13 protein-coding genes, 3 tRNA genes and 1 pseudogene are annotated in these 22,476 nt (G+C 40.1%); 8 read left to right on the top strand and 9 right to left on the bottom strand.

All coding sequences use genetic code 11. The annotated features are described in order from the left end of the window. The first annotated feature begins 124 nt into the window (after positions 1 to 124). From OIZ54_RS00655 to OIZ54_RS00635, 5 genes are all read left to right on the top strand, one after another. A complete protein-coding gene (locus OIZ54_RS00655; RefSeq protein ID WP_024033477.1) occupies positions 125 to 1,474 on the top strand; it encodes an MATE family efflux transporter in 1,350 nt (449 codons plus the stop codon). Then, a complete protein-coding gene (locus OIZ54_RS00650; protein ID WP_264389403.1) occupies positions 1,467 to 2,513 on the top strand; it encodes a DUF3080 domain-containing protein in 1,047 nt (348 codons plus the stop codon). The genes OIZ54_RS00655 and OIZ54_RS00650 overlap by 8 nt, the downstream gene beginning before the upstream one ends. Positions 2,514 to 2,626: 113 nt before the next feature. Beyond that, a tRNA-Val gene (locus OIZ54_RS00645) sits at positions 2,627 to 2,703 on the top strand. A gap of 45 nt (positions 2,704 to 2,748) precedes the next feature. Further along, a tRNA-Val gene (locus tag OIZ54_RS00640) sits at positions 2,749 to 2,825 on the top strand. A gap of 45 nt (positions 2,826 to 2,870) precedes the next feature. After that, positions 2,871 to 2,952, top strand: a tRNA-OTHER gene (locus tag OIZ54_RS00635). A 231-nt stretch (positions 2,953 to 3,183) separates the two neighbouring features. Here the strand turns inward: OIZ54_RS00635 and OIZ54_RS00630 are convergent. After that, positions 3,184 to 5,547, bottom strand: coding sequence for an alkaline phosphatase D family protein (locus OIZ54_RS00630; RefSeq protein ID WP_264389402.1), 2,364 nt, complete (start codon positions 5,545 to 5,547; stop codon positions 3,184 to 3,186). A 406-nt stretch (positions 5,548 to 5,953) separates the two neighbouring features. Between OIZ54_RS00630 and OIZ54_RS00625 the strand changes: the two genes are divergently transcribed. The 3 genes from OIZ54_RS00625 to OIZ54_RS00615 are packed head-to-tail and all read left to right on the top strand — an operon-like array spanning position 5,954 to position 8,820. Then, complete coding sequence (locus OIZ54_RS00625) at positions 5,954 to 6,658, top strand: hypothetical protein (RefSeq protein ID WP_264389401.1); 705 nt, start codon at positions 5,954 to 5,956, stop codon at positions 6,656 to 6,658. A 5-nt stretch (positions 6,659 to 6,663) separates the two neighbouring features. Then, positions 6,664 to 6,879 carry a hypothetical protein gene (locus tag OIZ54_RS00620; protein ID WP_264389400.1) on the top strand — a complete coding sequence of 72 codons (216 nt, stop codon included), beginning with the start codon at positions 6,664 to 6,666 and terminating at the stop codon, positions 6,877 to 6,879. A 12-nt stretch (positions 6,880 to 6,891) separates the two neighbouring features. After that, positions 6,892 to 8,820: a CRTAC1 family protein gene (locus tag OIZ54_RS00615; RefSeq protein WP_264389399.1), complete on the top strand. Its 1,929-nt coding sequence runs from the start codon at positions 6,892 to 6,894 to the stop codon at positions 8,818 to 8,820. Between the two features lie 229 nt (positions 8,821 to 9,049). Here the strand turns inward: OIZ54_RS00615 and OIZ54_RS00610 are convergent, their stop codons facing one another. From OIZ54_RS00610 to OIZ54_RS00575, 8 genes and pseudogenes are all read right to left on the bottom strand, one after another. After that, positions 9,050 to 9,955: a ThuA domain-containing protein gene (locus OIZ54_RS00610; RefSeq protein WP_264389398.1), complete on the bottom strand. Its 906-nt coding sequence runs from the start codon at positions 9,953 to 9,955 to the stop codon at positions 9,050 to 9,052. A 7-nt stretch (positions 9,956 to 9,962) separates the two neighbouring features. Continuing rightward, positions 9,963 to 11,414, bottom strand: a complete 1,452-nt coding sequence (locus OIZ54_RS00605) for a hypothetical protein (RefSeq protein WP_264389397.1) — start codon at positions 11,412 to 11,414, stop codon at positions 9,963 to 9,965. A gap of 7 nt (positions 11,415 to 11,421) precedes the next feature. Then, positions 11,422 to 12,750, bottom strand: coding sequence for a c-type cytochrome (locus OIZ54_RS00600; protein ID WP_264389396.1), 1,329 nt, complete (start codon positions 12,748 to 12,750; stop codon positions 11,422 to 11,424). A gap of 24 nt (positions 12,751 to 12,774) precedes the next feature. Next, positions 12,775 to 14,655 (bottom strand): TonB-dependent receptor plug domain-containing protein, encoded by a 1,881-nt coding sequence (locus OIZ54_RS00595; protein WP_264389395.1) that lies wholly within the window; start codon positions 14,653 to 14,655, stop codon positions 12,775 to 12,777. 73 nt (positions 14,656 to 14,728) lie between these two features. Beyond that, positions 14,729 to 18,193, bottom strand: coding sequence for a TonB-dependent receptor (locus tag OIZ54_RS00590; RefSeq protein ID WP_264389394.1), 3,465 nt, complete (start codon positions 18,191 to 18,193; stop codon positions 14,729 to 14,731). A 209-nt stretch (positions 18,194 to 18,402) separates the two neighbouring features. Further along, positions 18,403 to 20,748 (bottom strand): alkaline phosphatase D family protein, encoded by a 2,346-nt coding sequence (locus OIZ54_RS00585; RefSeq protein ID WP_264389393.1) that lies wholly within the window; start codon positions 20,746 to 20,748, stop codon positions 18,403 to 18,405. Between the two features lie 67 nt (positions 20,749 to 20,815). Continuing rightward, the gene (gene galE / locus OIZ54_RS00580) at positions 20,816 to 21,844 is read right to left on the bottom strand and encodes a UDP-glucose 4-epimerase GalE (protein WP_264389392.1); all 1,029 of its coding nucleotides are present in this window, start codon (positions 21,842 to 21,844) and stop codon (positions 20,816 to 20,818) included. Between the two features lie 10 nt (positions 21,845 to 21,854). After that, positions 21,855 to 22,476: pseudogene (locus tag OIZ54_RS00575) on the bottom strand (galactokinase); the annotation flags it as partial.

Here is a 22,476-nt window from a genome sequence, read left to right as displayed (position 1 = left end):
TCACTTAAAATTATTACAAAGTGCTAGTTTAACGTATCAACTCGTAAAATCATTCACTACAGTGATTTTTATTTGAAACACAATCGATTACAATTGCGCCCTGTTTTATCAAATAGCTGTTTTTATGACCTTTAGTAGCTGGGAAGCCAAACGTTTAATCACCCTTGCCGTACCTGTATTTTTAGCACAAGTAACACTCGTTTTAATGTCGGTGGTCGACACCATTATGGCAGGCCAAGTAAGCCCAACAGATTTAGCTGCGCTGTCGATTGCAACCGGTATATGGAACCCGTTATTACTGGCGCTACAAGGTATTTTGCTCGCGTTAACCGGTATTATTGCCCAATTTGCGGGCGCTAATGATAAAAAGGGTATTAGCCATTATTTTCAGCAAGCTCTTTATTTAACCGCTATTTTAAGCGCAATTGGTTTTGGTATAGCCAACCTAGCCGATATAGTGATTTTAAAACTCGATACAACCCCCGCTATCGCAAGCCTTGCGTATGACTATATCCATTTTGTGAAATGGGGAGCCTTTGGTTTTTTAATTTTTACCGTTTATCGCAATATGACCGAAGGCATGGGGATGACAAAACCCGCTTTTTATATCAGCTTGCTGGGCCTTGGCGTTAATATTCCGGCTAACTATATTTTTATAAATGGTTTATTTGGCTTACCAGCCTACGGCGGCGCTGGTTGTGGCATTGCTACGGCATTGGTACTGACTGTAATGGCTGTTGCACAAGTAACGTATTGCCAGTTTAGTAAAAAAATCGATGCAAAAGCCCTGCTGGCAAATTTTGAAAAGCCCAATATTAAAACCATTGGAATTATTACTAAATTAGGTATACCTATTTCGTTGGCCACCTTTTTTGAAATTACGCTATTTGCGTGTATACCATTATTTATTGCACACTTAGGTGCTGTTGCTGTGTCGGGTCATCAAATTGCGGGAAGCGTGACCGCGTTATTATTTATGATGCCACTGAGCTTATCTATCGCCATTAGTATTCGTATTGGTAATTTATTTGGTCAAAACCATTTAAGCCAATTAAAAACTGCTATATCAACCAGCTACATATTAGCCATTGCTATTGCGTTATTTTTAGCTTTTATAACCTTTATTGGCCGCGATTTAATAAGCCAACTATACACCGACAGCCCAGCTGTTATTGCATTAGCGACCTCAATTATGATTTTGGCATGTATTTATCAAATTCCTGATGCACTTCAAGTCGCTGCGAACGGTATTTTAAGAGGTTTAAAACATACACAGCCTATATCGTATATAACGTTTATATCTTACTGGTTAATCGGTTTTGCTTTAGGCTACGTATTGGGAAGAACAGATTTAATTGTGCCCGCCATGGGGCCGCACGGTTTTTGGATAGGTATTATTTTTGGCTTAACCGTTGCTGCTGTATGGCTTATGTTCACCGTTAATAAGCGATTAAAGCAGGCGCCATTTGTATAAAAATGCACGAACATTAATACCAAGCAAAACATGGTTAAGTTGTTTATTAGCGGTGTGTTGCGCCGTGCTTGCTGGGTGTTCAAAAGCGCCCAGCAACACTTATCAAACATACATAGCACGCTTAAGTAATCCCCTTGAAACCCAAGCCCCCGGTTTAAGTAAACCTGAAGCAATTAGCCCGCTTTTACCCCCTAACACGCTTTTAAACACCACCACCATTAGCTTGATTGAACTTGCCAGCTTAAGCCATTGTAAGCTCAGCTTACTTATTAGTGAGCACAACAATCAGCTAGGTAAAACGGCCGGACATGCCGGTGTTTTAAAGTATCAAATAGAGTTTGTGCAAAATGCACAGCAGTGCTTAAGCACGCTTGAGCCTGACTCAGCAGTTTATAAAACCCTGTTAAAAGCAAAAACACAAAAAGAGCAAACACTAAACCACTACTTTAATTTAATGTTGTATAACGAATTTGAGCTAAAAAACACGTGGCAAGCTAGCAGCGCAGAGCTTTCTGCTTCCCCGGCAGGGTTTAGCGACACGGTAGCGGCCATGCAGCAGCTTGCGCTCATAAAACAACACATACTCAATAAACATTACTTAAAAATTAACTCCGCAGACATTTTTAACGCGTTAGAGCAGCTTAATAAATACCGTTTTAACCAATTACTCATTTATTCTGCACGGCTGCAAATAGCGTTTAATAATTCAGCCACGCAATTTATTGAATCGCAATCCATTGATGAAATATGCCCAGCAGGAAAAAATAAAAAAGTAGCCGTTATCGTCAGTAACGTGTTTCAAAAGTATTTCCTTAAAGAAATACAGCCTTATCAGGCTAATTTAGCAGGCTACCTTGAAACACTTTTACCTTTGTATAACCAACTGTGGTTTGACCAAGCCATAACAAATAAGCAAATAAATACTTTTATAGCGCTCGATTCACAAATCAATCTACTAAACCAGCTTAAAGGCTCAGCCAAAAAACATGTTACCTGGTGGCAAAACTTTTATAAAACGTGTGAAATTAGCCCAATATGAATAAAAAAACGGCAAATAAACGTAAAAGCAACAAACTTGCTTGATTCACCACTCACCACGCTATATATTAGCGGCCGCTGATAATTAAATTTATCGCATCTTAATTAAGTAATACGACCGTAGCTCAGTTGGTTAGAGCGCTACCTTGACATGGTAGAGGTCGGTGGTTCGAATCCACTCGGTCGTACCAAATTTATTCTTCCCTTTGAATAAATATAATTAAGATACTATTTGTACGACTGTAGCTCAGTTGGTTAGAGCGCTACCTTGACATGGTAGAGGTCGGTGGTTCGAATCCACTCAGTCGTACCAAAACTATTCTCCCCTCTGAATAAATATAATTAAGATACTATTTGTACGACTGTAGCTCATTTGGGTACAGTGCTACCTACTCTCTATGCCCACGCCGAAATCGGTGGTTCGAATCCACTCAGTCGTAACAAAATTATTCATTCCACTGAATCAATTTAATTAACCTATTCCTATAAATAGTTAAACCATAACTCAGTTGGTTAGCGCGCTTCCTAATCTTTATGCCCCGCGCCGAATTCAGAACCGCATTACTGAAAGAGCTAAGACATTATTTTTTACTTAAAATTGCGTCAATAAAAACGGCGGTTGAATATATCAACCGCCGTTTTAAAAAGTACACGAGTAATTTTAACCTGAATTAACTTAACAGGTTGTTACCTTTGTTCTCTTGCTGATGAATTGTTACAGGCCAGCCCGGGAACTGATTACTTGCTTTACCATCGTTAACATCGACTAAAAATCGATAGGCATCCATTGTGTAAGTGAGGTTGTCACAATCAAACGTAATAAACCCAAAACCACTGCCTTTTTCATGTGCTTTCACATAGCGGTTATTTGATTTTCCAACCTCTGGATTACCAACCGCATAGACATAAATCTTGTTGCCAAAGGTGTCATTATATTCGCCTGTTTCGGCAAGTCCATGTGCAGGGCGGTTTTGATAAGGCATATTCATCGAGTCAGGTTTCCACCACCTTGGCCAACCTGCTGAAATAGCAGGCGTACAAAAAGCCCAATTACTATCTCTTTGTTGATTTACACCATATTGCGATAAAGAACCTAAATGGGTATCGCCACAAATATGTAACGCCATAGAGTCACGCATTGCATCAATTGCACGGTTACGCGCAGAGGCAGGCCAACCACTTGAGTCAAAATCATATTTTAAGAAACGATCTGGCAAAGGCTGATGAGTAGAAATAGCAGCGAATACGGTTTGGCTTAATACCGCCTTTAATTTATGCCCGCGCCAGTCATTACCCCACGCTTTAAGAAAATTCTCTTGGCGATTTCCTAGCAGATCCAAACCTGGAGGATTGAATAACGGGTTATAATAAAGCGTATCTTCGTCTTGCCCTGTTTCTCCTACCGAAACATTAATACGCTCCGGGCCACTTTTCCATTGCCTATCGGCAAGAATGGCAAAACCAACACCGCCGTATAGCATCGCCCCATAATACGAACTAATGCCATTAGTTGGTGTAGAGTCATAAGGTTCTGGGTGATGGTTAAGCGTTGTTTTATGTACCATATTAACCACCCGCGCAGAATCTATGTAACCGCCTAAAACACTTGCTGAAGGGTCTTTTGCAATATTTTGCATTTTTGCGCCTCCCTCCCCCCACAAATTCCCTTGCAGTACATCGTGATCATCAGGTAAACAAATTGTCGGTTGATTACGCATGACTTCTTTAAAAGCCCAACCAAATTGATAAAATTTGCGTAAATAGTTTAAAATTGCCAAATCATCCGGCGTACGAATAACACCAAATCCCCCATGGCTTTCATAAATTTGATCGCCAGAGAAAAACACTAAATCGGGGTTTAATTTTTCGACATTTTGCGCAACAGGTTGGTACGGAAAGCCATAATCATTTTGACAGGTCAATGCAGCCATTCGTAGCGTATTATTACTTGGGTTTGCTTTTATAATCCCTGAATATATATCTGGTGTGTGTGTACCATCGCTGAATTTCTCATGATATACAACTCGATAAGGCGTATCTTGTTTCTCATCCCAATTGGCAATACGAAAAGTCGCCAACCAGCCATCATGGTCAATACGCTGTGAGTCGATAGCAATCCATTGATTGTCACGTTGTACTTGCAGCTCTAATTGTTGATTGTCTTGCCCACCTATTGGTCCTGTGTAAGCACTCAATTTCATCACAAAACCGTCATGACTTAATGTATCGCTTAATGAATACATAGTCCAAAGAATAGGGCCAAATGACTGTTCATCAGTAACAGAGAACGCTTCACCTTGCATAGCCCAGTGGCTAAATTTATAACGTGCGCCTAATTTGTCTTCAGGCACATTTTCATAAGTAACAGATGGAATTGAGAAATTACTCACTAGCGCGACATTACCTAATAGCTCTGATGCAGGTACCAAATGGGTAACCGTACCGATTATATTTTCAGTTGATGTTAAACGAGCAGTTAGCTCTAACGCCATAGCACCTGATTGAGGAGTCCCAATAAGTGTTAAAGTAACGGCTTGATTCTCTAACGGAATTTTTAAAGGCACAGTGTTGCTACCCAACACTAAATCATTATTTTTAATACCGAGGTCATATCCCTGTTGAACAAAACAGTTACTGCGGTATTCATTGAGTTCACTTTTAGCGCCAAGACGAATACCCGCGCCACCATCGTTGTTATTTTGCTTTAAACGCGTAACCTCCACTGACATGGAAAAAGCTTGGTCAATATTCGTTATTTGATGAGTTAAAGAGTGAACACTGCGATTCCCCCCACGAGTTATACATTCAGCCGCACCGTTATTCACACGCCAATCTTCCATCGGATTAGCCCAATACTGTTTGCCAAGCCAAACTCTATTATACGTTTTATACCAGTTATCACGGTGAGCCTTGTTACCGCGAGTAACGGTTGAAGTCATAGCACCTAAATGACGAGTACAGCCAGAGACGCCAGTGGCAACAACCCCAGCAGCAAACATTTTAAGAACTGAGCGACGAGATATATTTTTATTCATAATTTTCAATCTCACACATTGAATATTGTTAACAGTAAACAAACAATATATGTTTTCGTTAAAAATATCAGCATTTGTTTTCAGAAAAACATTAAGAAATTATAAAAACTTCATTCAAATGTAAGATTACATGTTTTGAAGACCCTATTTCACCCGCAATAACACACGGTTCAACATTGATTTAGTCCCTTATATTTAAAACGTTTGGCATTTACTCACGCACCAAGATAAAACATTTAACTAAACGCTGAGCACCCAACTTTATGCTTTGCTTTATTATTGCACTAATTAATGGTTGCTATTTGCTCACAAAAAAATGTAACCTAAGTTAATTGTTGACAATTAACAGCAAACTTAACTTGTTATGTCATTCCTAAATAACTATAAAATAAAGACACGAATTTTAATGCTAGTGCTTATTCCATTACTAATTACAGGGCTTATATCAGTTGAAAAAGTACGATCTTCTTTGGCGCAGCAGCAGAGGCTCGCTTATCGACAAAACGCGCTAACAAATACTAATCAGTTTAAACAATTCATTACTGAGAACCAGCAGCCAGTTAAGCAATTTCCGACCTTGAATAACCACGTAGAAATAATCGATAAACAATTAAGCGATCTGCAAATAGTCAGACAAGTAGCTGATGAAAAAAATCACCTAAGTAAAGCATACATAGCTCAATTTGGTCGAGAAGTTAACACGATGTATGAAATTAACAATCTCATCCGCAAACTATTAATGACATTGAGTGAAATTGTGGTCATCACCAGTAGTGTCGAACGCTCATTTCACGATAGCGTTATAAATACTGCAAGCAATACACAATTAGATGTATACATATACGGCGAAATTTTCAGAAGCGCGACCGCAGTGCAAACTTATAATGGCCTATTTTATAATTTTGCCACTGAAAATACACAATGTGCGTTTATTCAAATGACGCAAAACGTGAGCTATTTAAAGTCTGAAGAAGTGACGCTACAAACCCGTGAAAACATCTATCAAACAATCAATAAACCGCTAAATATCGCTGGCACTTATTGGCCAGAGGTTGTTAAAAATGTGTCAGCCATACAACAGCGCACCATTGAAATGTACTTAAAGAGCTGATCGACATGGCCCTGCAAATTGCCACAGCCACAGAAGAACAAACATCAGTGTCTAATTTCATCAATGAGCAAATAACCTTAATCAACACTGATGCTCAATCTGTAACAAGTACTATCCAAAGTAACCAACAAACGGTCGATAACTTAGCTGATATTGTTGAAAACTTAGAAAGCTACATTAATGAGTTTACTTTGGTTAAGCCCACAACCAACACCTTATAAGGAGTATTTTCTATGAGCAATACAGTATTTAAACTCAGTGCTATATCTATTGCACTTAGCATCACAGCTTGCAGTAATCAACACACCAGCATGCAAGCTAAACCTAAAATAATGTTCGACGATGTCTCTGTTGAAGTGGGATTAACAACTGATAAAAACTGGAAGTACGGCGGCCCATCCCTCTCTGATTTAAATAATGATGGCCTCTATGATTTATTACTAACTAATCATGACTCTACGCCTGTTCAGTTATTCTTATCAAATAGTGATTTTAGTTTTACCAAGCAAGCTGATATTTACCCACGAGTTGACTTACACGGCATGGCCAGTGGCGATTACGATAATGATGGCGATAATGACATTTTATTATCATTAGGCGGCGGTAATGGCCTTAGCCCGCAACCACAGCGGTTATTACAAAACAACCAAGGTCAATTTACTGATGTTACAGCGCAAGCTGGCTTATCAGAAATGGGAGCGCGAGGACGTTCTGTTCGGTGGATTGATCTAGATAACGATGGCGACTTGGACTTTATGCAAGTTAACGCTGAAAAAATGGTGACAGAGCAAAGCCCCCGTAACATTTTATTTGAAAATAACGGCAATGGAACATTCGATTATCACCCTTCCCCCGTCTTTGAAAATTTAAATAGCGAGCGCGTGCTGATCACTGATTTTAATAACGATAACATTCCTGATATTTTCGGCTTTAATGGTTACAGCCCGTTAGTAATTTTACAAGGCAACAATGATTTTAGTTTTACCGATGTCACAGCTAAGGTGTTGCCACAATCAATCGATACAACGGGTACTTTAACTCTTGCCCATGCCGATATCGATAATGATGGAGATATGGACTACTACCTTGCTAGGGGCAAATTACATTACACCATCGCCAATAATAGTATCTCATACAATGACCAACTAAAGCGTTTAGACTTACGAGACGAAGGCAATAAAAGTCATGATGGCTTGAGCCTAACAACACAGGGGGATTTGATTCTAAGTGATTTTTATCATTTTCCTCGGGGCAAAAAAATGAAAGCTATGCCGGTCTTTTTAGGTGCCGAACAGCTACCCATAAACACGCCAGTCTCAGAGCAAAGCATCGCTGCAGATCAAGCCCAAGGATTTGCAAAAAATATCAATAAAACAGGCTGGTATATTGGTCATTTAGGTAACAACAAATGGCGGGTAGAATGGTATTTAGAGGATAATTTAGCATGGGATGTGCGCGCTTCGTTCAAAAATGTCACTAGCTATAACACAGATTGGACACCACAAAACCTAGCATTAAGTGATATTTTACTACGTAACGATAAAGGTCAACTTACGGATATATCAGCGCAATTACCAAAACAAACTATTGATAATAACTGGGGCGTGGTGCCGGGTGATTTTAATAATGACACTTTAATTGATTTCGTGGTGTATCGATTTGGCCATTTAAAGCAACGCGTGGCTGATGTGATGCTTATTAACCAAGGCAATAACCAATTTACTAGCCAGCTATTAAATTCAGCCACCAGCGAGTTAAATCAAGATTCTCATGGTGATATGGGCGCAGCATTTGATTACAACCATGACGGTAAGCTTGATCTGCTCAGTGGCGATGACGACAACGGTCGTTGGCACTTGTATAAAAACACCTCAGCGATGCTTAATAACCATTATAGCTTAGTGCGTATCGGATATTCGCCATCAGGGATTGATGCAATAGGGGCAAAGGTTGAAATAAAAACGGCCCAAACGACCCAATATCAAGTTGTCGGTTCGCACAGTGCAAACCACTCACAAAGCTTAATGAACATTGCCCATTTTGGCTTAGGGAATGATGCTAACATCAAGGCGATTAATGTCACTTGGCGTGATGGCAGCAATCAAGTATTGCGTAATCAACCCGCAGACCGTTTAATCGATATAGGTAATATAAAATACTGATAAAAAGCCCCAGTTTTGGGGCTTTTTAATATTTAACAACTGTTTTTTCTCATAAAGAGTTATCACGTTTTCAAACTTAAATTTGAAGTACCTTCAAAGCAATGATGTCGATTATTGATAATAGTTAAGTCTCTATTAATCCAATAAAAATTACGCTGAGCCTTTGTTAATACAACAAGGTAAATACCATCAAATATTTTAGTTTGGATTTCATAATTAATGCATTGGTTTAATCTTTTACCTTGCCTATCGCTGCCCATTCCACCCCACGGCGCATAACATTTATAAAGTGCTCATCTTCGAATACTTCAATGCCATGCCCTAACGTCGTGTGAAACACTCGACCTTGATGATACTTGACCGTCATCAGCACAGGCTCATGGCGTCCAAATCCATTGAATTTTTTATCGTCAAATGCACTTGCTAACACTGTTAAATTTTGTGCTGGGCCGCGTAGGCGGTTGTATAATTCGTCTTTGCTATGAGTCCACCTTTGAGGAAGTAATTGTGTAATCGGGTGCGGCTGCCTTAAAACGATTTCAAATACATGCTCTTTACCGTGTCCACCGCCTTGTCCTTTTGATGTATCACGCTTTAATAGTCCTTGTTCATCAAAATAAATGTAAGGGCCACTCTTCTCGTTACGACCGCCCCAACCACCCAGTCCAATCATTTGATTGTATTCAAACCATTCAGGAAACGAGTTGTTAGCAGCGTGAACAGATACAAAACCACCACCATTTTTCATAAATTTGTCGAACGCTAATCTTGTTTGTTTCGGCCAAGGTGCCGCTTTCCAACCAAAGTTAGAAATCACTACATCATAATCAGCAAAGTTAGGTGAAAATGTTTCGTCTGTTACAGGCTGTTCGAAATCTTGATGCTTTCTTCCATCATTAGCAGGAAATTGCTCCTGCAACTTGCCACCATTCCACGTTTTTGCGGTTCGATAAATATCAACCTCAAACTGACCTGTTTGCTCAAGAAATGTTTTCACCATGTTCGATGTTTTCGGCCAAACAGAATGGTTATTTTGACCGTCTACTAGCAACACTTTTATTGATGAAGTACTGGCAAATAGTGATGTACAACCGCACAAAAGCACTGTTAATAACGTGATGAGTAATTTGATCATGAAATTCCTATTCAATAAGCTCATTTAATGTGTAATAGACTTTCTCTACGCTAACACTTCGGCCATTGATATCTTTGAGACCAGCAAAGTCAATTTGCACAATTTTATCTGCCATTAATGGCAGTTCAATATCAATCGACTTTTTGTCTTTGCTTAGCGTTATGTGACTGACTGATAACTGAGTTAAGTCTTTTTTCGGCGAACCATAATTGCCTGAATAATGATAATGCCAAGATTGCGCCGACAAACTGTCCAATTTCACAGACGCTGCGTCCAACTCATCCGTATATGTTAATCTGAAGCCTGTTTTGGTGAGTTTAATGTCTAATAATTCAAATGGATTGGTTCCATCCCAAACCACTTTTTCTAAACCGAATGGTTTGCCACCTTGTGCCCCCCAACCTCTTGCAGTTTGTCCAATCCAAAGTTGGCCGTTAACGTCAAATTCTGCACGCACATTGCCACTTTGAAACCTATTCATGAAGTTAATAACCGCACCTTGGTATTTGCCGTTCACTTGGTCCAATAAAACACGGAAAACGTTTGATTGCGTTTGGTCGCCTATAAAAATCTGCCCCTCAAATGGTCCGAATTTTCCTTTCGTGGTATTCCATTCGGGGTTGCCGGGTGAGTTGGCGACTTCTACATGTGGTATCCAAACCACTGGTTTTTCACTCATTGCTGCCAAGGTGTCTAACGATAAATTTTTTATTTTTTCTTTAGTAAAACCATCCATTTCAATCAAAGATACAGGGTGGCCGTAAAACTTATCTTTCTGTAACAAATGCATCTTTGAGGTTGGTACCCAATCCCCTTGGTTATCGGTAAAAAATATTTCGCCACTAGGGCTAGCACCGATCCCGGCAGGAGAACGTAAGCCGAACGCATAAGGAGAGTAGCGACCATTTTCATCTACTTTAAAGGCAAAACCGCGATTTCCACCAGCGCTTCCCATCGCGCCCATAGTGAAAGCATCGGGGTTATTGTGGCTCAAATTAAGAGTGCCAAATAAATTGCCCGCATTGTCTTTTACAGGCCCAAAGGTAAACTCATGATAATTGTCGTGAAACTCCCAATCATTTGCCACGGGTATATAAGCATCTGCTTTATTATCATTATTAGTATCAATTAATCGCGTCAGTTCTGGTTTTTGCGCAACTAAAATTGAGCCATCGTCGTCAACCATTAACCCCGTTGGCTCATGTAGGCCTTCAGCAAACTTTGACCATTGCCCTTGCTTAAGATACCAAACCTCACCAAAACGAGTGGCAACCCAAATAATGCCAGCACTATCACTGTCTAACCCAGTAACATGAAAACGAACATCTTTTGGTGTTTCCACAGTGATTATTTTATACCCATCAGGTTTATATTCATGTTGTGGCGCTTGTTGTGCATTAATCGACAAAGCAACGGACAGCATTATTATCGATGATAAAAAATTAGTTATTATTTTCATACTAGTTTCACTTCTCTATTGAGGCTGTCAATTCAAACGAGCCTTTGCTGTTAGTAGTAATGACTGCTTTATCCGCAGTGATTTTGCCATTCTCGGACGACCAAATTAAGTTCTCAGAGGTGGGCAAACGTAAAGTGACTGTTTTATTTTCGTTGTTTGAGTTGAACAAAAAGCTTATTTTGTTGCTGTGTTTAGCAATTGCAGTGACACTAAAATTAATATCCCCAATTGCATAGTTGAAAATAGGGTTTGAATTAACCAGTTGATAGCCTTTATAACTGCACACCTGCTGAGCGTCGGTTACGTGCTTTATGCCTTGAGGCGACTTAAATATCCACTCACCCAACGGTAAACTTGGATCTTCACCGCGACCTGATATATTTGGCCCTATATTGAGCAAATCTCCTTGCCATAGCCCATTAATAGAACAAGTTTTGCTATTGAATGCATAGTTCAACTTGGTTGGCATTCCTACAGATATGCTCAAAGGCGGAAGCTTATGGATGCGTTTTCTTAGAACTATGGTGTCTGACGTCGCTTTGATTTCAAATTTTTTGCCGTCCATGATCACTTTAGCGCGGCTCGAAACTGCAAATAACTTAATGGTCATGTCTAAATTAGTAGCGATAACGGTTAAGTTTCTTTGCCCAGGTTTACTCTTTCCAGAGCGGTAAGTAAGCTTTAAACGCTGTTTGCCTCGCTTAAGTCGCCAGGTTGGAAACCACGGCGTTCCGCCTCTTTGAACCTGCTTGCCATTTATAAATACTTCCATTTCATGAGGTGCGCCCCACTCTAACCAAAGCTGAGCATCTTTATCCTTAGGCGCGTAAAAATCGCCTTCAAACTCAATAAAATAATCTTGTACCTCAGGTATCGCAAAGTCAGCAAGGTTCTTTGCAAGTTGCCCAGACTTGATCAATTTGTCTTCCCTCACAACCTGATCATGTTCATTGTCTAATTGATAGAGCTTATATTGAAGATCATCCCACCCTTCTCGCTTTGACAACACATATGAAACAATTGAGCGAAGCTGTTCTTCAGAAAAGACATCAGCAAACCCAGGCATTCCGGCACTCATAAAACCGTTTTTTACATTGTTTAATATTTCTGAGGGTCGTTTTCCGTGAACCCATTCGCCATCTTTTAAATTAAATCCACTTGCGCCGCTCAAATCTTTGTTGTGACAAGACGCACAAACCTGCTCAAACAGTACTTTCCCATGTTGCAACACAACAGGATTAGTACTGCTTTGGATCAGACTTTCATCTAGCTCTTCAGAATTAACCTCAACAGCCGTAAACAGCATTAGAGCAACAATAAAAAGTCGTTTTATCATATCAATACACTCCACAGTCAAAGACTAATCAATCGTCCATTGAACGTTTGCACCAAATCCAAGCTCTTGGCCTGGAACACCAACGGCCACTTGATAGCTTTTATCAAAAAGGTTTTGTACATAGACGTTTAATCTAATGTCTGAACGAATTTGCCACTGTGTCGTGATATCAATTTTATTGTAAGCGCCCAAGTCGTAAACGCTATTTTCGCCAGTATGTTGGCTTGTTCCAAGGGTCTCTCCAACATAATCCATATTTAGCGAAGTGGTCACATTGTCATTCACTTGGTATTGAATTCCTAAGCCGCCCTGCCAATCAGGACGCCCAGTTAGAATTTCATTTTCGCTACTTTGAAGGTCAATGTAAGTAAGGTCGAAATTATATGAAAAATCATCGTTCAGTTGTCCTTGCACAATTAGCTCGATACCTGAGCTAATGATTTTTGAGCGGTTTACCAGTGAAAATGTGGCGAAATCAAAATCAACAAGATCGGTATATTCATAGTTAAACACTGACAAGCTAACGTTGGTTTGTTCTAATATAAACTCAACACCAATGTCTTGGTTTGTTGCTTCCTCAGGGTTCAAATTAGGGTTACCAATCAAGTTATTACTCAGTGCATATAAACTTGGCAATTTAAAAGCGGTACCAGTATTGGCAAACACTCGCACTTGTTCATTAAATTGATAATTTACGCCTAATTTCCACGTCGTTTGATTGCCAAAATCTTTGGTGCTGTCGTATCTAATACCTGAGAAAACCGTTAATCTATCCACTTGCCACTTGGCATCTACAAAGCCTGCTAGGTTTTCTCTGTCTATGTCATATTCGCTAGGCAGATCAAACACAACCATTTGTCCCATATCTGTAAAGGTATGCATTTGCGTACTGCCATTGGTTTCACCCGATTCTGATTTAAAATCAATACCCACAGTGACCAGTGCATGGTTAAACTGCAACCCATTTAAAAATCGTAATTTGTAGTACGAGTAGTCGTTCTCAGAGTAGCTTGGTGGCGCTGAAAAATAAGGTGCTATACCTGGGGATTTTAAACTATCTGACGAGCTGAAAACTTCTGCCTGCAATGCTAACTGATGACTTTGTGAAATCACTTGATTATGACGTACACTACCTGAATATACTTGGCCTTGTTTGTCATCTTTTATCGAGTCTTGAGCATATAAAATGCCGCCACTTTGGTCTGCAAGCGCTTTTTGTTGATAATCGCTGAAACGAACACTCAACTTAGTCTCACTGTCGTTATTATATCTAATGACACTGTGTGCATTCAGTTCAATAGATTCTTGCTCATCACCAGTAGCCGAGTCGTCACTATTGATTGCCGTTAAACCTATTTCTGCGCTATCGAACGCGACTGTCGCCGTCGCGGTTTGTGAACCATTATCAAAGGCACCGGCCGAAACCAAGGTGTTACTGGCATCAGCATCATAGGTAATAAAATTGATCACACCAGCAATGGCATCAGAGCCATAAATTGACGATTGTGCGCCTTTAATCACTTCTACACGTTGAATCAAGTCTTTCGATAGCGTACCTAAATCAAAACTGCCGCCACGACTGTCCAATGGGTTATTTATTTGCACCCCATCTATCTGAACAATAACGAAGTTTGTTTCAGCACCACGTAAAAAAATTTCTTGGCTTACACCTGATTTTTGTACTCGAATTCCTGGCACCAAGGTTAATATATCGAGTGCCGACAACCCTGCGATAGTGTCTATTTGGCTCTTTTCGAGTACGAATAGTGAACTCGGTATTTGATTTGCTTCTACGGGATAGTAATTACCGTAAACTTGCAGCTGCTCAATCTGCGCGTTAACCGACGCGACAAAGATAAATGACGTTATTGTCGCACGCATCATTAATTTCATTTGATAAAACATTACAACCCTATTTTTTATAACTAAACCAAAAAACCCGCAGCAATACTGCGGGCTACGTACTTAGGCAAAATAGTTAGAAATTAATACGGGTATTAAGTCTAAATGTACGTCCGGTATGGTATTGATAAACCGTACGTGATTTAGTGGCTTCACCTTCAAGTGGGCTCCCTTCATCAAAGGTTACACCACCCGCTTGTAAGAAACGGCTAGTGAAATATTGTCTAACGCCTTCATCTGTTAGGTTAGCGACTTGAAAAGAAACACTGATATTATCATTCACTTTATAACTTGCTGAGAAATCAAGTGTTTGACGGCCTTCTTCCCAAAGCGAACCATTCTCCCATGAGCGTTGAACTAACTGATCAGTTGTACCTTGATACGATAAACGTAACTGGTGACCGTTTTTCTCCCAAAAGCCGGTCAAGTTATAGCTATGCTCAGGGGTATACGCCACAGCAAGAGAAGGTACTTTCACATCGCTATCAATTGAAGATACTTCTTGATCATATTTTGAATCTTGGTAGGTATAATTTGCCTGCAAGCCTAAACCAGACCAGATCCCAGGGAGTGAGTCATACGTTTGCATGTACTGTAATTCAAGACCTTTAATTGATGCACCTTTACCATTTTTAATCTGTGTTGTATTAAACTTGGCACACATTTGCTCTAAATCACCTGAATACATCCAATCTAGCTCGTAATCTTGGCCGCCTTGAAAACGCTTAGGCATACACCCCTCTAAGCTATCTTCACCAGCAATCAGTACGAGATCATTTGGATCATATGTTTCCCCCTCAGTTAAACCAACATCACGTAAATCATCCATATAGGTAACGATGGTTTCTGATTCTTCAAAGTTAGTCATGTCTTTATAAAATAAAGTAGCCGCTAATAAACCTGATTCATTAAAATACCACTCATAGGATAAATCGAGATTAAATGACTCCAAAGGATCTAGCTTAGGATTCGTCAAAGTAATGGTGTTATTACGATTTTCGCCGCCCCATTGCGTTTCCTTTACTTTAAAGCCAGGGCGAAGCGAATCAATCTGTGGGCGTGCCATTGTTTTTGATGCCGCGAACCGAATAATTGTGTCTTCACTGTATAAGTAATTGACATTTAAGCTCGGTAAAAATAAATCATATTCGTGCTCATCTGTAACGGCAAAAGAACGTAAGCTTCTATCTTCCGTTGGTAATAAGTTACCTGCTTCATCATAAACTCGTTCACCGTATATCCAATGCTTCTCTGTAGACACATCAGCGTGACGCCATAAATACCATTCTGATTCAAACTCACTACCTTGTATTGCATTAGGATCATGGCACGGACCTTGATCTGGTATCTTAACATCATCAGTCTTATCATTGGTTCCTAAGGTGTCATAACCCAAGCCATCTGTTCTAGACCAACGAATTTCTTCATTATAATCGGTGCCATAGAACGGCGTCGCAGCACAAAGTGGTAAGCTTGGGTCGCGCAGCTCAGCAAGCTTGAAAGGGTCCATTAAGCGGGCATTATTTGAGGGGTCATAAGCAAATTGCACACCAGAGGCGCCTTGCACTTCAACCGTTGTTTTTACATAACGAATACCTACATCACCAGTGATACGGCCATCCTGCAGGTCAAAGTTAAGCTTTGTGTAAAATGCTAGATTATCTAATTCTGTATTTCGGGTATTCGAATCATCCGTATTAAATGCTACTTCGGGGCTACCTAATGCTACTTCAAACGCTTTGAATGCAGAGAAACTACTCCAACCATCTGTCACAGCATCGCGACCATATCCAAGGCCCGCCATAAAGTCATCAACAGGGAATTCTCCACCATCGGTTATCATTTCACCGGTAATATCACGCAGGCCACTGCCCAGGACCGCTGGCAATCCAGTGTTTGGGTTTGTTACTACAACTCCTTCACCTACATTATTAAAAGTACCTTGTTGCGCATCAACATACTTAGTGCGATTTGACCACTTCGCGCCAAACTCAATTGAGCGAAAGTTATCGGAATCAAGCACGTAGTCAAAGTCGACAAACAAAGACTTTTGCTCATCTTCTACAGTGTTTAATGTTCTGCCCATGTAAGATAGATGCTGAGCATCTAATTCGTCCGGATTAAAACCCGTGGTGCTGTAATTATCCCAAAGGCTGTTAGGATCACCAAAAGTATCATTTTCGCCATAGTCAATTAAGCCCGTTCCGGTTACTAAATTACATTGCCCACCATTGCTACAATCATAACCCACAGGCTCCATATCTTCTGGAGGCACCGTTGCCAAACTCCATGCACTAATATTGGCAAAGTTTTGTAATGCCACAAACACAGAGTTATTTGGAATTTGCTCTGTTTTAGAGTAACCAATACCCGCATCCATAGTCAGTGAATCACTAAAATTATGCTTCATATCTAAAGAGAATATTTGATTTTTATTTTCAAAATCGCCTTCAGATTGTACTAAACCACCACTACCGAAACGGTTAACGTATTTAGTGAATGTATTGGTTTCTAAATCAATGGTACGCCAATCTTCTTCTGGATCGGTGTAACCCGCGATAACACCCGCTAATCCAGGATCTTCACCTTCAACTAAGTTTTTGGTCTCCACTGAGCGGGTATTAATACCGTGCATTGAGTTATTAATATCTTGCTTACCAATAATAGCATTAAAGTTAAACTCGGTGTCCTCTGAGGCTCGCCATTGCAGGCCTAAATTAAAGTTAATACGATCATTTTGACTTTCATGATATTGATACTGCACATTACGCGGTGTAATACCAACTGCATTTTCAACTATATTACCCTCAGTATCTCTTGCTAAAGGTGACTCAATTGCATACCACTCTGTTGCAGAGTATTGATCTTTACGATACGCATTAGTTTCTTTGACAGCCGTAAAAACAAAACCAAAAGTATCGTCAAAGAATTTTCTTGAAAACGTGCCCGAGACTTTATAGTTATCTTCTTCTGATAAGTCGTTATAACGACCTTCAAGCGTCATGGTGTTTATTTCATAATTTAAATCGAGCGGCTTGGTTGTGGTCAAATTAATATTCGCACCTAATGCACCTTCTTCATGATCTGCACTTGGGGTCTTTACGACTTCGATTTTTGATAAGATATCTGATGAGTACTGAGATAAATCGACACCTTGGCTATAGCCCGTTGAGCCGAGCTGTACACCATTCATACTAATATTATTTTGCTGAGAGTTAGCACCACGAACAGTCACTCGTGCGCCTTCACCATCTACTGTCTGTACTGACACACCCGTTACACGTGAGAGTGCATCGGCAATGTTTTGGTCTGTCGATTTACCAATATCCTCAGCGTTAATTGAATCAACTACGTTTTCAGCAAAACGTTTATCATTAATTGATTTTTTTACACTTGCAGCTAATCCACTTACTTCAATAATTTCAATATCATCTTCAGCTTTTGTTTTTTCATCTTCTTGTTGTTGTGCATAAATCAAATTCGAAGCAAATAGCGCTGCTGTCAATGCGCTGAGTTTAAATGTCTTCTTTATTGTCGTCATGTGTGTGTTCCCTGTTGAAGGTTTTATTATGTTGTCAGATTGTTATTTTGTAAACATAGTATGAGTAGCAATTCATTGTCAACTGTATTTTGTTAACAATATTAAATTAATTCTAAAAAAAGCGAAGCTGCTTTCACGCTTACTTCGCACCCTTTATCACGGTTTCGCTAAATTAAAGGGATTCAACGTTATTTATAAAGTCAGTTAAATTATTTGTTAAATTTTTTAACATAAGGCCAACCTGCAAATTGTTTACCCGTTGCAGGGTCGGTGCGCCATTCCCAACACTCTAATTGATAGTGTTGCTGCTGGTGATTGACCTTGATAATGCCATAGCCTTCACTTTTGAGCTCTCGGTCGGCCAAAAATTTGCCCCAGCTGTTATTTTGTTTGGCAAACTCTAGGTGGCTAATTTTTGGATTTGCCACCGCTAATACACGCATTTTATTACCAAAGGTATCAATAAATTCTCCCGTATTTCTATCCTTATTGCGTTGATTTGAGAGCGCTGGTTTAGGCTCAAACCAACGCTGCCAAAATGCGGCACTGGCAGGACAGGCAAAAAATAAACTACCATCATCGTAATCTTCAATGCCTTGATAAGCTAACAAGCCTAAATGCTGATCACCGGCAATAACCAACGCATTGGCTTCACTGACCAACTTAACTGCCCTGGTTCTACCATCCGCTGGGTAACCATTTGAATCAAAGTCAATAAGAGCTTCCCCTTTTTCATCTGTCTGTGGTGACCCCCATATTGATGCCGTAATACAAATTTTAGGTTTACCTGGGTGCATGCTTTGCCAAGCTTTTAAAAATTCCTCTTGGCGTTGACCTAATAGTTCACCCGTTGTTGCAAGTTTGTCTGCTTTATAATCCGGTGGAGATTTAAATTTACGATCCTCTACAATGGCAAAACTAATTCCACCATATTCAAATGTGGCGTAAGCCACTGGAATGCCATATTTAATTGGTGTAGGGTCGTACGGATCCGGGTTATGCCCATGTTGAATGCGATAAACCATTCTGATCAAATCTTTATCCCATTTAAAGCCACCATCTTCTTCTTTTGCTTTATCTGAGTTTTCACCACCATCTCCCCACAAGTTACCTTGCAATACGTCGTGGTCATCAGCAAGGATGATGGTTGGTTTGTCTTTTATGCTGTCGGCAAACGCCCAATACCATAAATACCATTTATATAGGGTATCTAGCTTGGCATCAGGTGTGTGGCGGCCATACCGAGTTGGGTAAGTTTCATAGTATTGGTCACCACAAAAGACATACATATCGGGATTATGATAAGCAGTATTTTCTATCAGTTCAGTATGGGGAAATAAAATATTGTCTTTAGTGTAGCGTCCAAGTTCTCGCTCTGTGGCGATAAGCTTAGTGTAATAGGTATTATCAAGGCTTTTCGATGTAGGTATAATGCAAGAATACAGTGCAATAGCAAACTCTTTACTATTTTGAGGGTCCTTCGCCACGGTGCCGTGGTATAAACTATCGCGCGCATTATTTGGGTCAACTATACGGTATGAGTGAGTGTGTAAATAATCCCAGCCAGTGACTCTAAAGCGCGCTACGTAGCCATCTTCAATCTTTGCATTGGCAGCTAATCGCCAATTTTTATCACCTTGCGTTTTATATTCTAAGCTTACGGATGGCAAAGCCTGTGTATCAAGCGGCATTAATTGGCACGTTAACTTTAGTACCTCCTTATTTACTGTATACATGCAACCTACAACGGGTCCTAATGTATTACTAATATTTTTAGTTATTTTTGCTCCACCAGTTTGAATCTCACTAAACCCCCAACGCGCGCCATCTCCTAGTGGTTCAGAGGAGCTTAATAAAGAAATGCCGCCTTGTAATTGCTCGCTTGGTACTTTGTGAAGTAAAGCAAAACCAAGCTCTTGACCACTCTCTGCATCAGTAGCCACTAAACGTATATCAAAATACTCGCTTTCTATGGGATCTATATGGCAATCAAGCGTTATTTTCTTTCCATCTTGATACTGCTTTAAGGTGAACAGGTCTCTATTAATTGTCTCAAATTTAAGTGGTTTATTTTCATCATCAAAGCGTCGAAACGAAAGCTTACCACTGCTTTCAAATGCTGCAATTATCCCGCCATTGACTCCTCCCGCTCGCTGAGCCAGTGCAGCTCCTTTAGCGGTTAACTCCCCTTTTCCAACGCCAAGTAAAAATCCACAGAACCCATTTTCACCCGGGGTTAAATTACGTACGGTGGTTTTTAGGCGAGCGCTTTGTAAAGAGCTATTGAGCTGCCTAGTTAATAACGAGACGGTGCGTGCTTCAAAGCTTTTACCTTCTCGTATACATATGAGCTCATTCCCTTCGCGCTGCCAATCTTGAAGTCTGTTTCCCCAAAAATGCGCTCCTAACCATACTTGCTTACTCAGCATGTTGTTATCTATAGGTGCTGTTGATGCTAAATCTCCTCTGTAGGAGGCAAATAGCCCAGCACAGCCATTTAACATACTTGAGCCAATTAAGCCGGCACTGAGTTTTAAAAAACTTCTACGCTTCATTTAATCACCTGTATTATTGTGTGTGAGTTAAACTGCGTTGTATAAAAAGTGTTTATACAAAAGGGAGTTATACACCTAAATAGCCATTAGGATTATTGCTTTGCCAACGCCATGTATCTTTCATCATATCTTCGAGAGTATATTTGCAGTACCAACCTAAAACAGTCTTCGCTTTCGTAGAGTCAGCCCAAAACGCGGCAAGGTCGCCATCGCGTCTTTTGACTATGTTAAACTTAATATCAACCCCCGTATGGCGAATAAATGCTTTTACTATGCCAAGCACAGAATAAGGCGTGCCTGTACCTAAGTTAAATGCCTCATAAAGGCTATGCTTTTGCTCACCTAGCCATACAAGCGCTTTTATATGTCCTTCGGCTAAGTCGCTCACATGTATATAGTCACGCTCACACGTGCCATCTTCTGTAGGATAGTCACCACCAAAAATAGCGAGTTTGTCACGTTTACCTACAGCTACCTGAGCAATAAAAGGCATTAAGTTATTAGGAATACCTAATGGGTCTTCTCCTATTTGGCCGCTAACATCTGCTCCTATAGGATTAAAATATCGCAAACTTGCCACTTGGAGAGCTGTGTTAGAGGCAACGATTTCTTGCAAAATTTGTTCGATCATTACTTTGGTTTGCCCATATGGGCTTGCCGCGCGTCCAAGCGGTAAGTCTTCGGTATAAGGGACTGAAGCACCTTGACCATAAACCGTTGCTGAAGAGCTAAAAACTAGCTTATTAACGTTATATTTAAGCATGCACTGGCATAAGTTTAAGGTAGATACCAAGTTGGTATAGTAATATTCAAGTGGTTTTTTTATTGATTCGCCAACCGCTTTTAAGCCAGCAAAGTGAATAACAGAATCAAACTTGTGCTCGCAAAATGTGGCAGATAACTTGTCAGTATCGAGTAAACTGGCATGAATAAATTCTACTTTGCGCTTTGCTAAGGCCTCTACACGAGTTAGCGCTTCACGACTTGAGTTACTTAAATCATCTATTACAACTACATCAAAACCATCTCTTAATAAGCTTAAAACAGTGTGGCTGCCAATATAGCCCGCCCCACCTGTTACCAGTACTTTGTCCATTTGGCTCTCCTTATGCACTAATAAGTGATACACCTGTTGAAGGTACGCTTGTGTATATTGTTTCTTTTAATCCAGTTTGCTGCTCGTACTGCGATTCAATAGCGTAAATTACATCCTTTACTAAAACTTTAGGAACAAATGCAACCACACAGCCACCAAAACCACCGCCCGTCATTCTTACGCCGCCATGTGTATTAATTACATTTGCAATAATATCCACAAGAAAATCAATTTCTGATGTCGTGATTTCGAACAAATCACGCATGGATTCATGGCTTTGCATCATCAGTTTGCTTAATGCTGTGGTGTCGTTATTACTAAACGCGTGCATCGCCTCTAGAGTTCGCGCATTTTCATACACTATATGCTCAACACGTTTTGCAACATCTGCTTTTAAGGTATGCTTTTGCGCCTCAAACTCCTCAATACTAACCTCACGTAAGCTTGATTTAGCTAAGGCCTCAGCACCTTCATAACACTGCTCGCGGCGTAAGTTGTATTCGCTATCTAGCAAGCCACGCTTAACGTTAGAGTTAATCATCAAAATGCTCATGCTTGGGTCAATACCCACTTCAATTAAATCAAGTGAGCGGCAATCAATACCCAGTGCTTGCCCCTGCTTACCACATGCT

The organism is Pseudoalteromonas sp. A3 (assembly GCF_025942345.1).
Taxonomy (GTDB): Bacteria; Pseudomonadota; Gammaproteobacteria; order Enterobacterales; family Alteromonadaceae; genus Pseudoalteromonas; species Pseudoalteromonas atlantica.
This window is presented reverse-complemented; position numbering and strand designations above follow the sequence as displayed.

Bases quoted from the DNA above. Each gene is read 5' to 3' on its own strand.
- OIZ54_RS00655 (WP_024033477.1), top strand. From the start codon at position 125: ATGACCTTTAGTAGCTGGGAAGCCAAACGTTTAATCACCCTTGCCGTA.
- OIZ54_RS00630 (WP_264389402.1), bottom strand. From the start codon at position 5,547: ATGAATAAAAATATATCTCGTCGCTCAGTTCTTAAAATGTTTGCTGCT.
- OIZ54_RS00625 (WP_264389401.1), top strand. From the start codon at position 5,954: ATGCTAGTGCTTATTCCATTACTAATTACAGGGCTTATATCAGTTGAA.
- OIZ54_RS00620 (WP_264389400.1), top strand. From the start codon at position 6,664: ATGGCCCTGCAAATTGCCACAGCCACAGAAGAACAAACATCAGTGTCT.
- OIZ54_RS00615 (WP_264389399.1), top strand. From the start codon at position 6,892: ATGAGCAATACAGTATTTAAACTCAGTGCTATATCTATTGCACTTAGC.
- OIZ54_RS00610 (WP_264389398.1), bottom strand. From the start codon at position 9,955: ATGATCAAATTACTCATCACGTTATTAACAGTGCTTTTGTGCGGTTGT.
- OIZ54_RS00605 (WP_264389397.1), bottom strand. From the start codon at position 11,414: ATGAAAATAATAACTAATTTTTTATCATCGATAATAATGCTGTCCGTT.
- OIZ54_RS00600 (WP_264389396.1), bottom strand. From the start codon at position 12,750: ATGATAAAACGACTTTTTATTGTTGCTCTAATGCTGTTTACGGCTGTT.
- OIZ54_RS00595 (WP_264389395.1), bottom strand. From the start codon at position 14,655: ATGTTTTATCAAATGAAATTAATGATGCGTGCGACAATAACGTCATTT.
- OIZ54_RS00590 (WP_264389394.1), bottom strand. From the start codon at position 18,193: ATGACGACAATAAAGAAGACATTTAAACTCAGCGCATTGACAGCAGCG.
- OIZ54_RS00585 (WP_264389393.1), bottom strand. From the start codon at position 20,748: ATGAAGCGTAGAAGTTTTTTAAAACTCAGTGCCGGCTTAATTGGCTCA.
- galE (WP_264389392.1), bottom strand. From the start codon at position 21,844: ATGGACAAAGTACTGGTAACAGGTGGGGCGGGCTATATTGGCAGCCAC.